The 13,515-nt window shown below is 57.5% G+C and carries 15 protein-coding genes and 1 pseudogene; 13 read left to right on the forward strand and 3 right to left on the reverse strand.

From position 1 onward, the window contains the following. Nucleotides 1–46: 46 nt before the first annotated feature. Nucleotides 47–1,048 (reverse strand): SIS domain-containing protein, encoded by a 1,002-nt coding sequence (locus ACP7E6_RS24240; RefSeq protein WP_426232241.1) that lies wholly within the window; start codon nucleotides 1,046–1,048, stop codon nucleotides 47–49. A 134-nt stretch (nucleotides 1,049–1,182) separates the two neighbouring features. Here ACP7E6_RS24240 and ACP7E6_RS24245 point away from each other — a divergent pair, with 134 nt between their 5' ends. Continuing rightward, on the forward strand, nucleotides 1,183–2,025 hold the full coding sequence (locus tag ACP7E6_RS24245) for a PfkB family carbohydrate kinase (RefSeq protein WP_426232242.1): 843 nt from the start codon (nucleotides 1,183–1,185) through the stop codon (nucleotides 2,023–2,025). Here the strand turns inward: ACP7E6_RS24245 and ACP7E6_RS24250 are convergent. Further along, entirely contained in the window at nucleotides 2,007–3,113 is a 1,107-nt protein-coding gene (locus tag ACP7E6_RS24250; protein WP_426232243.1) for a LacI family DNA-binding transcriptional regulator, read from the reverse strand. The genes ACP7E6_RS24245 and ACP7E6_RS24250 overlap by 19 nt on opposite strands. Nucleotides 3,114–3,427: 314 nt before the next feature. Here ACP7E6_RS24250 and ACP7E6_RS24255 point away from each other — a divergent pair, with 314 nt between their 5' ends. From ACP7E6_RS24255 to ACP7E6_RS24275, 5 genes are all read left to right on the forward strand, one after another. After that, nucleotides 3,428–3,841: a transporter substrate-binding domain-containing protein gene (locus ACP7E6_RS24255; protein WP_426232244.1), complete on the forward strand. Its 414-nt coding sequence runs from the start codon at nucleotides 3,428–3,430 to the stop codon at nucleotides 3,839–3,841. A gap of 132 nt (nucleotides 3,842–3,973) precedes the next feature. Beyond that, complete coding sequence (locus ACP7E6_RS24260; RefSeq protein WP_426232245.1) at nucleotides 3,974–4,297, forward strand: hypothetical protein; 324 nt, start codon at nucleotides 3,974–3,976, stop codon at nucleotides 4,295–4,297. 75 nt (nucleotides 4,298–4,372) lie between these two features. After that, nucleotides 4,373–5,314, forward strand: a complete 942-nt coding sequence (locus tag ACP7E6_RS24265) for an amino acid ABC transporter permease (protein WP_426232246.1) — start codon at nucleotides 4,373–4,375, stop codon at nucleotides 5,312–5,314. Beyond that, entirely contained in the window at nucleotides 5,311–6,081 is a 771-nt protein-coding gene (locus ACP7E6_RS24270; protein ID WP_426232247.1) for an amino acid ABC transporter ATP-binding protein, read from the forward strand. Before ACP7E6_RS24265 ends, ACP7E6_RS24270 begins: the two co-directional genes overlap by 4 nt. Before the next feature lie 29 nt (nucleotides 6,082–6,110). Further along, on the forward strand, nucleotides 6,111–7,067 hold the full coding sequence (locus ACP7E6_RS24275) for an ornithine cyclodeaminase family protein (protein ID WP_426232248.1): 957 nt from the start codon (nucleotides 6,111–6,113) through the stop codon (nucleotides 7,065–7,067). A gap of 92 nt (nucleotides 7,068–7,159) precedes the next feature. On the opposite strand, the gene ACP7E6_RS24280 is transcribed toward ACP7E6_RS24275, so the two are convergent. Next, entirely contained in the window at nucleotides 7,160–7,363 is a 204-nt protein-coding gene (locus ACP7E6_RS24280) for a DUF72 domain-containing protein (RefSeq protein WP_426232269.1), read from the reverse strand. Between the two features lie 316 nt (nucleotides 7,364–7,679). Between ACP7E6_RS24280 and ACP7E6_RS24285 the strand changes: the two genes are divergently transcribed. The 7 genes and pseudogenes from ACP7E6_RS24285 to ACP7E6_RS24315 all read left to right on the forward strand — a co-directional run. Beyond that, nucleotides 7,680–8,147 carry a hypothetical protein gene (locus ACP7E6_RS24285; protein WP_426232249.1) on the forward strand — a complete coding sequence of 156 codons (468 nt, stop codon included), beginning with the start codon at nucleotides 7,680–7,682 and terminating at the stop codon, nucleotides 8,145–8,147. Between the two features lie 1,404 nt (nucleotides 8,148–9,551). Continuing rightward, nucleotides 9,552–10,463 (forward strand): PhnA-like protein, encoded by a 912-nt coding sequence (locus ACP7E6_RS24290; protein WP_426232250.1) that lies wholly within the window; start codon nucleotides 9,552–9,554, stop codon nucleotides 10,461–10,463. 53 nt (nucleotides 10,464–10,516) lie between these two features. Further along, on the forward strand, nucleotides 10,517–11,011 hold the full coding sequence (locus tag ACP7E6_RS24295; protein WP_426232251.1) for a ferritin-like domain-containing protein: 495 nt from the start codon (nucleotides 10,517–10,519) through the stop codon (nucleotides 11,009–11,011). A gap of 28 nt (nucleotides 11,012–11,039) precedes the next feature. Next, nucleotides 11,040–11,543 (forward strand): YidB family protein, encoded by a 504-nt coding sequence (locus ACP7E6_RS24300; protein WP_426232252.1) that lies wholly within the window; start codon nucleotides 11,040–11,042, stop codon nucleotides 11,541–11,543. 701 nt (nucleotides 11,544–12,244) lie between these two features. Then, a complete protein-coding gene (locus ACP7E6_RS24305) occupies nucleotides 12,245–12,457 on the forward strand; it encodes a DUF2382 domain-containing protein (protein ID WP_426232253.1) in 213 nt (70 codons plus the stop codon). A gap of 17 nt (nucleotides 12,458–12,474) precedes the next feature. Continuing rightward, entirely contained in the window at nucleotides 12,475–13,188 is a 714-nt protein-coding gene (locus ACP7E6_RS24310) for a YsnF/AvaK domain-containing protein (protein WP_426232254.1), read from the forward strand. A gap of 57 nt (nucleotides 13,189–13,245) precedes the next feature. After that, a pseudogene (locus ACP7E6_RS24315) lies at nucleotides 13,246–13,515 on the forward strand (histidine kinase); the annotation flags it as partial.

Genomic DNA, 13,515 nt, shown 5'->3' on the forward strand with positions numbered 1-13,515 from the left:
CACTTGGGAGACATCCGGCAGACAGTACGCCTGCCGGATTATGCGATCAGTAGTCGTTGATCTTCTTCATATAGCGGCGAGCTTCCAGCATGGTCTGGTTTCGGTGCGCCGCTAGCTTGTAGGCGAACTTCCAGAGCGCGTCGAAGAAGATTAGGGGCACGAGATAACCCTGGAATTGTTCGGCGATACCCGCGAGATCCAAATCCTTGGCGTCTAGCACCAGGATGTTGTCTTTATCTCCGAAGCGATAGAGGAAATCGCGCGCGCGCTCTTCCAAACGGCGTGTCTCGTCAAGGCCGACCATCGTAATGAAGCAGGCATTCTTGTCGACGACTTCGAACGGTCCGTGGAAAAATTCGTTGGCATGGATCGCCTGCGAATTGATCCATTGCATTTCCATCAAGACGCAGATTGCGAAGGAATAGGCGGCCCCATAGTTCGCGCCGCTCGCTGTCGTATAGATCACATCGCGATCCTTGAAACGCTCTGCGAAGGTCGTGAACAGATCGGCATACTGAACATGCGCTTTCTCGATGGCAGGCTGGAGGTTGCCGAGGCTCTTTAGCAGAGACGGCCGATGGTCGGTTCCGTCGGCAATCTTTACTAGGCCGGCAAGCAACATGTAGAGCACGCCGTAATTGCTGTCGGCGGCATCGATGGCTACGCCTGTCGTGTAGGACGCCTGGTATTGCAGCACGAAATCCGCCGCATCGGCGAGCGGCGACGCGGGATCGAGCGTCATCGCGATCACAGTTGCTCCCTTTGCCTTGGCGTGTTTAGCGGCGCGCGCAGTCTCGTGGGTTGTTCCCGTCTGCGAGCACAAGATGACGACGGCATGGTCATCCAGCTTCATCGGGTCGCGGCACACGAATTCATCGCCGTTGTAGACATCCGACGTGATGGTTCTGGAATGGCGATCGAGAAAATACTTTCCGGGATGCATGATCGAGAGCGAACCACCGCAGGCGACGAGAAAGACTTGGGATACAGGCTTTTTTGCCAGCACCTCGAGCGCCTTGGCGATATCTGGATTAACGGCAGTCTTCATGGTGTCCTCTTAGGGTCTTTGCGCTGTCAAGGCGCTGTGAATGATATCCCGCTGCCAAGCAACTTCGTCGTCCGTTGACAGCTTTTCTCCAATGTGCGAACGTTCTCACAACTTGTCAATCGGAAAGACTACAGATGATCAAAATTGCTGCGATGGGAGACAATGTCGTTGACTGCTACATCTCAAAAGGCACGATGTTTCCCGGTGGAAACTGCCTCAACGTTTCCGTGTTCATCCGGCGTTTTGGCGGACGCTCAGCCTATATCGGGGCCATCGGCCAGGACGCAGCCGGCAAGGTCATAGAGACAGCACTACTCAATGAGGGCGTGGAACTGACGCGGCTGCGCATACTTAGTGGACCCACTGCCTATTGCGTCATCGGCCATCGCGATGCCGACCGCGTCTTCGTGCGCGCGGATCTCGGCGTGTCGATGTTCTCACCGGTCGATGATGATATCGCGTTTCTCAAGGATTTTGCAGCCGTGCATATCGGGCAATCGAGCGGGCTGGACGCGCATGTTGGTGCGGCGGCGGCACAGACATTGCTGTCCTATGATTTCTCGACCCGCCGCGATCAGGATCATCGCCGTGCGATTGCCCCCCTTTGTTTCCTGGCATCGGTCTCCGGCGGCGACTTGGCGCGCGATGAGGCACTCGCCGTGGCAGCCGAACTGCGTGAGGGTGGGGCCAGATGGGTTCTGGTGACACGCGGTAGCGAAGGCGCGATGCTTCTCGGAGCAGAAGGCCTGTTCGAGGTTCCAGCAGCCCCCGCTGAAGTGGTCGATACGCTCGGTGCCGGCGACACGTTCATCGCGCGCACGCTCTACGGGCTGGTCGCCGGCGAGACGCCTCCGGTTCTGTTGTCGCAAGCCACAGCCGCAGCCGCCGAGACCTGCCGCTATTTCGGCGCCGTCGGCTATGGCGCGCCGATCTCACTGTCGGGCGATGTGCCGGAGCTTCAGGTCCTTTTGGCCTGAGGCTCCATGACCGAGCCGCGCAGCGCCAGCGTGTGCTTCAGCACCTGATGCTGTTCTTCGCCGCCTTGCCCACTGATGCGCGCGAGAATAAGGCGGGCGGCGGCCTCTCCCATTTCCATCAGCGGCTGGGCGATAGCCGTGATGCCCGGCTTCAGGAAGCTCATCCAGTCGAGGTCATCGAAGCAGATCAATGACAGGTCAGTTGGAATCTGTAGGTCGAGCGTGGTGATCGCATCCATCGCCACAGCCGACATCAGCCCGTCTGCGGTAAACAGCGCTGTCGGCCTGTCGGCGCGGGTTAGGAGTTCCATCGCTGCCGTTCTCGCCGCTTTCACGGAATAGGTGCCCACCCGGCCGATCAGGCTGCGGTCAATGGCAAGCCCGGCCGCTCGGTGCGCTTCAATATAGCCGAATAGACGCTGCCAGCTGGGAAAAAGGCTGGCAGGATCAATCGATCCTTCGATGACGCGATCGATGAAGCTTTCCATGTCGCCAAATTCCCAGCGCTCCAGCTCGGCTACCATGCCGATCCGACGATGGCCTGCTGCCAACAATTGCGCGATGCTCTCGCTTGCGGCGCCGCGGTTATCGAGCGTCACAGAATCGGCGGAAAGCCCTTTGACGCGTCGGTCGATCTGGACAATCGGGCAACCCGAGGCCACCGCGGCGTGGAGGTGCTGCGAACCGGATGTGTCGCAAGGCGCGACGATCAGCCCGTCGATCTGTTTCTGGAGCAGCAACTGCACGGCCTCCAGTTCGCGGTCCAGCAGCTCGTCGCTATTTGTAAGCAACACTCCAAAGCCTTGTGCCCGGGCAACGTCGGCAATGCCGCGCAAGATGCTGGCATAGAACGGGCTCTGGATATCGCCCGCGACGACGCCGATCGTCTTGGTCTTGCCGGTAATTAAGCTTCGGGCAAGAAGATTGGGACGATACCCTAATGCCTCGGCGCTGCGGCGCACCTTTTCCTTGTTCTCCTCGCTTGTATACCCGTAACCGCCCAGAACGCGGCCTGCCGTTGCGGTGCTAACCCCAGCCCGCTTGGCAACTTCGGTGATAGTCACTTTATCAGCACGCTTATTTGCCATTACACTTTCCCGGAACTCGACTGCATAAGCATCTTAGGTGCTGAAAATCGGCCGGACCCCGGCGAGAGTGAAGACGACAGACGCGGTCGCCCCGTTCCGGATACAACGCCAAGCCCATATTTGACAGGCCTTTCGGTTCGATTTTGCAGCTGAATTGCCATTCGCGAACTTTCTCACTTGACGGATGCGAGAAACAGATGCTTCTATTGTGAGAACGTTCGCACAATCGGTGCACGGGTTCAATCGCCTATTTTGGGATTGCGCTGATCCCGCGCGGACCGGAGGAGCAAATGAAAACAAGAAAGGGGAATGACATGACAATCAAAGCACTTGCCGGGAAGCTTCTTGCCGGAACGGTTCTGGTCATCGCCATGGCGGCATCTGCCAATGCCGCAGGCGTTGATGAGAACTTGCGTGACGCAGTTCCGTCAGAATACCAGAAGAACGGCGTCAACGTGGCCGCGTTCAACGACTGGCCGCCGGATGAATTCGTCGAAAATGGGGAGCTGAAGGGATGGAGCATCGATATGGCCAAGGCCATGTCGGAAAAGCTCGGCATAGAATTCAAGTTCACGCCGACCAGCTTTGATGCGATCATTCCGGGACTGGCCAGCAAGCGTTTTGATGCCGGCTTTTCCTCGTTCGGCGTTACCGAGGAACGGCTCGAGGTTCTCGATTTCATACCACAGCGCAAGGAAGGAACGGCCTATGCTTTCCTTAAGGAATAGAGCTTCGACATTCAGTCGGAGAAGGATCTCTGCGGCCATTCCATCGCGGTGCTCACTGGCGCCTGGGACTTCCAGTACCTGACAACGGTTAGCGACGAGACCTGCGTAAAGGCTGGGGCGAAGGCGATAGATTTGCAGCAGTTCACGACGCAAAACGCGGCGGAACTTGCCGTTTCGTCCGGTCGTGTCGAAATGGTCGCTGCCGGTTCAGCAAAATTGCAGTATCTTGCCAAGCAGACGGGCCGCTTCGGTGTATCGAAGCTGACCAGCAACGCCGTCTTCAACGGCATCGGCGTGCGCCGTGACGATCCGCTTGGGCCAGTTCTCAGGGACGCGCTCCAGGCAATGATCGATGACGGCACCTACACGGCTCTGATGGCGAAATGGGGTGTCGATGGTTCCGGCATGCTCGACAAGGCATTGCTCGTCAACAAGGCAAACCCTGTCACGAAGTAAACGCGGATGATCTGTCCGCTTCAGCATCGCGGAGCCGCACGCTGCGGCTTCGATCATTTTCTGCCAGAGGTGCGAATGGTTCACGATCTCAAAAATCCGGCGTCGGGACGTCCCGATATTCACTTGACGAAACCGGTGCCACTGCGCCATCCGTCCCGGTGGATCGGCGGGGCTGCCCTCTTGATCTTGGTGATCATGTTCATTCGCCTGCTCGTCACCAATGAAAATCTACATTGGGATGTCGTGGCACACTATATATTCAGCCCGGAAATCCTGGCAGGTCTTGGGCGCACGTTGCTGCTCACCTTCGTCGCCATGGTCATTGGGCTTGCCATCGGCGTGGTGCTTGCCATCATGCGATTGTCGCGCAATCCCGTTTTTCAGACAGCGAGTTGGGCCTGGATCTGGTTTTTCCGAGGGGTTCCGCCCCTCGTCCAGCTGATCTTCTGGTATAATCTGGCTCTCCTGATTCCAACCGTGTCGATCGGCATTCCGTTTGGGCCGGAACTCTGGTCCGCCAGCATGAATTCGCTTATCACGCCGTTCAGCGCAGCCGTGCTCGGTCTGGCCCTGACGGAAAGTGCCTATGCGGCCGAAATGATCCGCGCCGGCATTCAGGCCGTCAACACTGGACAAACGGAAGCTGCGGCAACACTCGGCATGACCCGCTCTCAGACGCTGCGGCGCATCGTGTTGCCGCAGGCTTTGAAGATTGTCATCCCCCCGATCGGCAACGACACCATCTCGATGCTGAAATTTACCTCGCTGGTGAGCGTACTCGCTCTTCCGGATCTGCTTTATTCCGCACAGATGATCTATTCGCGCACGTATCAGACCATCCCGCTGCTGATTGTTGCGACGATCTGGTATCTGGTACTTTCGACAATCCTGACCCTTGTTGAGCACTACATCGAGCACCGCCTGAACGACGGCAAACCGCTTGAGCTTAGCCTTGTGCTGTCATCGCTGTTCCGCAGCAAGTTCTGGGCACCGCGCCGCACGGAGGTCTCCGTATGAATTCCGCCATGCCGCTGCTCAATGTTGAGCGCCTCTCCAAAAGTTTCGGAACACATCGGGTGCTCAACAGCATCGACATGAGCGTCAAGCACGGCGACGTAACCTGCATTGTCGGCCCCTCCGGCTCCGGCAAAAGCACCCTGTTGCGTTGTCTGAACTACCTCGAAGTGCCGGATTCGGGCGTCGTCTTTCTCGATGGTGACCCGGTGGGCATTCGCTGGCATGGCGACACCCTGCGCCAGATGTCGTTCAACGAATTGGCAGCTCAGCGGCAGCGCATGGGCATGGTGTTCCAGAGCTTTAATCTCTTCCCGCATAAGACGGCACTTGAAAACGTCATCGAAGCCCCCATCATTGTTCAGCGCCGCAAAAAAGCTGAAGCCGTCGATGAGGCTATGGCGCTGCTCGACAAGGTTGGCCTTGGCGACCGCGCCCAATACTTTCCGAAACAGCTTTCCGGCGGGCAGCAGCAGCGAGTGGCAATCGCCCGCTCGCTGGCAATGCGGCCGGCGGTGATGCTGTTCGACGAGCCGACGTCGGCACTCGATCCGGAGCTGGTTGGTGAGGTCCTGGCCGTGATGCGCCAGCTCGCGGAGGAAGGCATGACGATGGTCGTCGTGACACATGAGATGAGCTTTGCCCGTGAGGTCGCCGATCACCTGATTTTCATGGACGGCGGCGTCATCGTTGAGGCAGGCCCGCCCAAAGAGGTGCTGTCTAACCCGCAGCACGCCCGCACCAAATCTTTTCTGGCCCGCGTACTTTGAGCATTGTCATTCAATTTTGAAAGTGTCCCATGCAGCATCTGAATGCCGATACTGTCCATCTCCTGCTCGACTATCCCGGCCTCGTCGACGCCCTGCGTTATGCCCACCGCAATGCCACGATGCCTCAGTCCCGTGTACAGGTTCTGAGCGACACCGGCAATGAGGACAACAAATTCGTCTCTCTAGTCGCTTGGGCGTCTGGAGACGTGATTGCCGTCAAGCTCGTTGGGGTGTTCCCGGACAATCCTTCATTGCCGGTTCCTGAGCCGTCCGTGCAGGGGCTGGTCACGCTGATCAGCGGCAAAACGGGCGCGCCGCTGATGACCTGCGACGGTTCCGCCCTCACCTTCCGCAAGACAGCGGCCGACTCGGCACTGGCCGTCGATCTTCTGGCCCGGAAAGACGCCGAAGTACTGGTCGTTATCGGCGCCGGCGGTCTCGCGCCGCATGTGATCGAGGCACATACTTCCGTGCGTCCATCAATCAGCCGGGTGATGATCTGGAACCGCAATCCGCAGAAAGCGACCGACCTTGCGGCAAGGCTGAAACATCTGCCGGCCGACATCTCAGCGGTCGAGAATCTGAACGAAGCCCTGGCGCAAGCTGACATCGTGTCTTGCGTAACCATGGCGACGGAACCCATCGTAAAGGGAGCCTTGCTCAAGTCCGGCTGCCATGTCGATCTGATCGGCGCTTATATGCCCGAGATGCGCGAAGCGGACGACGATGTCGCCAAGCGCGCGGGCCGTATTTTCGTTGATACTCAAAATGGCTGCGAAGGATCAGGCGACGTTGCAGAACCACTTTCCCGTGGGCTGATAACCCGCGAACAGATCGTCGCCGACCTGTTCGATCTCTGCCAAGGGAAACACTCTGGTCGCGCCAGTGACGGAGAAATAACGATGTTCAAGAACGTCGGTGGAGGTCATCTTGATCTCTTCACCGCGCGCCATTTGCTTTCCCAGTCGGGCGCCATTATTCGGTAACAATCTCGCATAAAAAAACAGTCCGGCGGAGGACGTCATAGGCGAGACATTTGGCTGCCGCGTTTATCCCACCGATGCAAATTATCGTTGGGTCACGCCCTCAAAAGCTGCGCCAGTCGCTTTGCGTTTTTTATCGAGTAGCCGTCGCGATTATCGAAATAGACCAATGTCGTCTCAGCTCCGCTCGCACGGGTCCGCTTTGCCCAAATCATTAGCTCGTGGTCACTGTAGTCATGGCGATACCATGCTTTGGTTCCGTGGAAAGGACGTAGACATCGCCGCGCGTCTCGATAAATATTCCGATGAAATAGAAAGTCTTTTCGGTGTCGCCAATGATCCGTTCGAACATGTGGCGATCCGCAGCATCAAAGACGATTTATCGACCAACGACACTTTGACAGTCCGTTGGGCAAAATGCCAAACCTTTAAGAGCTGCAACTTTCAACACTGTTAGCACGCGACCTTCGGCAGGACCGAAACCTAGAAATTTGATTCGACGCGCTGTACATTAGACCTTGTCCAGTTATTCCGAGCCACCTCTGCCTTCATCGCCAGTTGCCAAACCCTGCTTCATGAGTAAACAGTCATCATCGGAACAATGGAGACTGACGTATGTTTGAACGCGTGGTGGAGTGGATGAAAGTAGTCACCATGATCGGCGATATAGCCAAGGGCACATCAACGGTATCTCTTCGCCAGTACACCAAATCCACCGATACCAATTCCCCGCCTCCGGCGTTTGGCTGGGATTATCATCGCGTTCAGGCATATGGAGGCGACACCCGGACGCTGCCAGCACTGGTGAGCGATGGACAATTGACAGAAGTTTTATCCAGCCTGACGGCAGGTGCCGAGGAAACTTATGTCTACGAGGTCGATGGATCTGAAGTCCCCGATCACGAAGCCAGGTGTCTGCTCCAGCAATTCTCTGGTATAACCGTGACAACCATCAAGCTGTCGGTTGGCGCCGTCCATCTCGGTTGGTTTTTGGTCGCTTTGAACAACACCCGCGATGTCGTGCACTGGAAAATGCTCTACCACGAGCGCAATGTGAGACCGGGAGTTTTACCTTCGATATGATTTAAAAATTGGCATCCTAAAGGACGGGCGAGCTCGAAGACCGAAAGCCCAGGTTCGTCATCGGGCGCTGCAGGACGCCGCACCGGGTGGGATTGGCCAGCGCCCAAAAGGTGCGGTCCATGTCAGATGTGTGATGCTTCGCCGTTGAGCGAATGCAATCTCTCTTCGGCGAAGTCAACTAGCGAGTGCCGTCGCGACGCGAGTCATATGGCATGCTGATGTTTTCATAGGCGCGCGTAAAGCAAGGACGTTGCAGCGGTTCCGTAGCGCCGCCGGCGTCGTCATCCCACGAATCTACCATGATTGACGTAACCTCCCCGATGATGGCAGCGGCGTCTTTTAAACCCTGCGTTCTCTGGTTTTCCCCAGGTGTTCTGAACGTCTTTATCTTCGTTGCGATTTCAAATCGCACCACCTCCTCGTGCTGAGGCGCCGTACAGTCGCGCCCGCTTTCGCGAAATCCTTCAGTTGCTCGCCGAAGCTTTTTGGCCATAACTGCGCCAGGGTTCCATAGAACTTTTCGGTGGCGCGACCAATTGCGTCCCTATTCTCCTGGGCAACGCTATTCCAGACATCCTTATTCGTCGCCAGAATATAGACGTGGCCGAGGGCCACAGATCCTAGGGAACCAAAATGTTCGAGGCCGTTTCATGAACCCTCAGCATGTAGCCGCTGTCGAATTTCACCATGAGGTCGTCCAGCGCCTGGCCTTCAACGCCTTGGGGATTTCCAAGTTCCATCGCTGAGAAGCTCACATAAAGCAAGGTGCTTCTGCGGAGATAATCCGAGCGGTAATCGCCACGATAGCATTCACGTCAAGCTCGTTCACGTTGTGGATGAACACTGCAGGAAAACAATATCGACAGGCCCGCAAAAATCTCGCAGATGCTTTGACGCTTCGCCACGCAGACCAATGCATTGAGCGTCGTGACCACCACTTTTTGGGCTCCACGTTACATGACCGGAGAACAATCAAATGATTAAGGCTCCCAATGCAGGATCGGCAGACCCGGAGCTTGAAGCCCAGGCAGCCATCGAGGGCGAATTCCTGTTGCTCGTGGATCGGGCGGTCGCCGCTGGGTGGATGAAATTGCAGGCCGCGATTGGCGACCTGGCGGACAACAATTGGTATAAGGGCGGAGGACGACGCCACCGCTGCGGATGCCAGAACCGCCCGTCCTGTCATCATTGTCATGAGCCGTGTAATGGCGGCGAACCTGCTCAAGGGCCACCGCAAAGCTTGGACGGCGGGCGCAGCCTCGTTGTGAGCACTTACTGAGTTCGAAAACACAGGCTGCTTTCATTCGCGTCACAAAAACCTTGCGTCGGCGAGAGGAACTTGTGCGGCCCCGGTGAGTTTCACCACCACTCACGAAACCGGTACGAACAAGCAGGAACCACACAATGACCATACCCACCTCAACGAGTCTCAATCACGACACTGCCTATGGAAGCACAACCGCAACCGCGGCTCTCAACAAAATCTCCTGGGGCTCGATCTTCGCGGGTGTTGCCGTTGCGCTTGCGGTGCAGTTCCTATTGAACCTCCTCGGGGTCGGGATCGGAGCGGCAGTCCTTGATCCAGCAACCTCGGACAATCCCGATGCAAGCACATTTTCCATCGCCGGCGGCGTCTGGTTTGTCGTCGCTGGCCTCGTGTCGGCTTATATCGGCGGCTACATCGCAAGTCGGCTTTCCGGCCGGCCAAGCAACTCGACCGGAGGTTACCATGGCCTCACCTCATGGGCTGTTACGACGCTTGTCGTTCTCTACCTGCTGACAACCTCGGTCGGCGCTCTGATTGGCGGAGCCTTTAGTGGACTGTCAAGCGTCGTCGGTGGCGTGGGTCAGACAGCGGCAACGGCTGTCACGGCAGCCGCTCCGGCGGTAGCCAACTCGGCGAATCCCATGGCTGGCATTGAACAGCAAATCCGCAACTCGAATGGTAACGATCCGCAGGCGCTCCAGAACGCTGCGATTGCCGCTGTTCAGGCTGCCGTGACAGGTGACGAGGCAACAGGCGAAGATGCCCGCGTCCGCGCCGCTGACGCAGTCGCGAAGGCGAAAAACATTCCTGTCGCTCAGGCGCGCGCCGAGGTCGACGGCTACGAAAAGACTTATCGCGAGAACATTGCCGCCGCCAAGCAGCAGGCCGTTGACGCCGCCCAGGCGGCGACCGCTGCGGTCTCTGCAGGAGCAATCCTCGGCTTCATTGCCCTGGTCCTCGGTGCGATTGCATCGTGGTTCGGCGGCGTGACCGGGACGAAACGTAGCGGTGTCATCGTCGTTGAAACGGCGACCCGCGGTACTGTCTGACACTTCAGGCCACCGGAATCGTCCGGTGGCCATTTTTTGGATTGGAAACTCCTATGGCCGAAGTCAAAACACTCGACGAGCTTTTCCTCGACACGCTCAAGGATGTGTATTTCGCCGAAAACAAGATCGTCGAAACGCTCCCTAAGATGCACGAAGCGGCAAAGAGCCTTCAGCTCAAGGATGCCTTCATGAAACACTTGGCCGAAACCAAACTTCACGTCGAACGACTTGAACAGGTATTCGGAATCATCGGCGAAGAACCTGAAGAGAAGACCTGCGACGCCATTCTTGGCATCACCAACGAAGGTGCCGAAATCATGGGAGAGTATGAAGGCTCGCCTGCGCTTGACGCTGGGCTTCTCGCCGCCGCCCAGGCAGTCGAACACTACGAAATGTCACGCTACGGGACTTTGCGGACCTGGGCACTTGAGCTTGGCTTGAACGACGCAGCCGGTCTTCTTCAAACGACGCTTGATGAGGAACAGGCCACCGACCTGGCTCTCACCGCCATCGCCACGTCAGTGGTCAACCAGAAGGCAGAGGGTTAATCCCCTTGACGCAATGGGAGGACTTGAAATGGCCAGCAGCGCATTAAAGGCACTACTTGCAGTCCTGGCGGTAGCAGGGTTCCAGAACAGGGACAAGATCGGCGAACTACTGCGGGGTCTTCAACAGCCGCAAGGCGACGGTACTCCTGGCCAGCAATCGGGCGGGCTTGGAGGTCTTGGCGGCCTCCTTGGCGGTGCTTCCACGGGAAGCGTGCTGGGAGGTGGCCTCGGCGACCTCCTGAAACAGTTCCAGCAAAACGGTCACGGCGAGACGGCCAGGTCTTGGGTCGAAACAGGACCAAACGCCGAGATCGACGATAGCCAGTTATCGGAGGCATTGGGACCGGAAGTCCTTGACGATCTATCCGCAAGAACGGGTTTGTCGCCGGAGGAAATTCTCAGCCGCCTCAGCCGCAATTTGCCCAAGGCAGTCGATGAACTCACACCGGATGGCAACATTCCTCCGGATGACTATGAATACCATAACGGCGGTCGGCAATCGGTACCATCTATAAAGCCTCAAGGCGTTTGAGGAGTTCGATCATTGCTCGAAAAGGCCGCCTCAGATGCGGCCTTTTTTTGTCAGGACATCTCTGAGATCATCGCGAGCTCACTCCATTGAGTGGAAGTAGCGGTGGGGCGTAAACTGGTTCGCTTGGGCCTTGGTTTTGCGATCTTGTTCATAGTCCCTCCTACTCTGCCGACCTTTCAACGGCACCAATACTATTGGGTGTGACGTAGTATAGGGCAGATGAAAATCCAGAGATCGGACGGTTTTTTGCGGTCTGAAGGCAGTCACCATTGGCATGGCACAGGAGACCAACTTGGGCGCATAAAATGCTGCTACGGAAATCGCCTGACGGTAGTCGCTCGATCAACACGGTTTCATGGCCTTGTACTGCCGTCGAGTTGCCGGAAGGATGTGCGGGAAACAAGCTGCTCGCTGTTGCCGCTTCGCTTAACCCATCACGGGATCGCTCCGGTTAGGAGGAGACGTCGGTTAACGAATGCCTCGCTTGGAACATTCAGAAGTCTCCGGGGTTCATCAGCAGTACTCAAAGGCGGTGACATGGCGGACGTCGACAATACGAGAATACAGCTCGTCGAAAAGAGTGTCAGCGTCGATAAAGAGCGCGTCGTCACGCGACGGGGCAAGGTTTCCACATCCACCAATTCGGTGAACGAAGTGGCACACACGCGACGCTCGCGGGCGTCCGGGTCGAAGTTACCCGCGTGCCAGTCGGTCGCGAAATCGCCCTCGTCCCCCAGTCCCGGGTGGAGGGCGACACGACCATAATTCCCGTCGTCGAAGAAATCGTCGTCGTCGAGAAGCGCCTAGTCCTGGTCGAGGAAATTCGCATTCGACAGATAACGACGACGGAGGAGGTTTCGATACCCGTCACGTTGCGCAAACAAACCGCTATCGTCGAGCGTATCGACGAATAATCACAGGAGACAACCCCATGGCCGACATAGAACAGAACACCCTGCCGTCGCATTCGAACACGATTACCGCCTTCTACGATGACCATTCCGAAGCGGACCGGGCTATCGAAAAGCTCGCAGAGGCGGGCATTCCCCGGGCCTCGATCCAGCTTCTCGCGGACAAAAGCGGAGAGACGACGACCGAGACACACGAGAGCAAGGGGTTCTGGGAGATGCTCGGAGACTTCTTCCTCGCCGACGATGACCGCACGACGTACGCCGAGGGCATCCGCCGAGGCGGCTACCTGCTGACGGTTTCCGGTTATCCTCTCGATCTGCACGACGCCGCGCTCGATATCCTCGATGACGAAGGCAGCATCGACATCGATGAACGCTCCAAGGCCTGGGAATCGGAAGGCTGGTCGCGCTCCGGTTCGACCGAGGAGTTCGCATCGTCGACCTACGACATGAACGGCGGCACGGCCCCCTCGGCCACGATTGAAGCCGACAACGAGGAAATCATTCCAGTCGTCGAAGACGAACTTCGTGTCGGCAAGCGTGATGTCAACAACGGCCGTGTGCGGGTGCGTTCGTGCGTTACGGAGACCCCGGTCCGCGAGAGCGCATCGCTTCGCGACGAAGACGTGGAAGTCACCCGCCGCAGGGTGAACCGGCCGCTAATTGGCAACGAAGACGCTTTCGTCGATCGCACGATCGAGGCTGACGAACACCGTGAAGAGGCGATCGTCTGATGACTTCAGCGTTGCCGAACAAAATCAGTGCGGTTGCTGCAGCAATGATCCCTCCAGATGCGAGCTGACAAGGTGTCTGAACCTCACGGAATACAGGAAGAGCCTCCCGTTCCCGCCAACGAGGAGATCCCTTCCGAGGAACTGGCTTATCGTTTGCGTCAGCAGCGGCTCGCCGCAGACTTCGGCTACTACGCCCTAAAGTCTGTCAACCTACGGGAACTCCTGCAGGAGGCGACAAGGGCGACTGCCGACGGCTTGAACGTCAAATTTGCAAAGGTGCTTGAACACAGGGTTGACACTAAGGGGTTCCTCGCTGTGGCTGGGGTT

This window comes from Pararhizobium sp. DWP3-4 (assembly GCF_049898205.1).
Taxonomy (GTDB): domain Bacteria; phylum Pseudomonadota; class Alphaproteobacteria; order Rhizobiales; family Rhizobiaceae; genus Pararhizobium.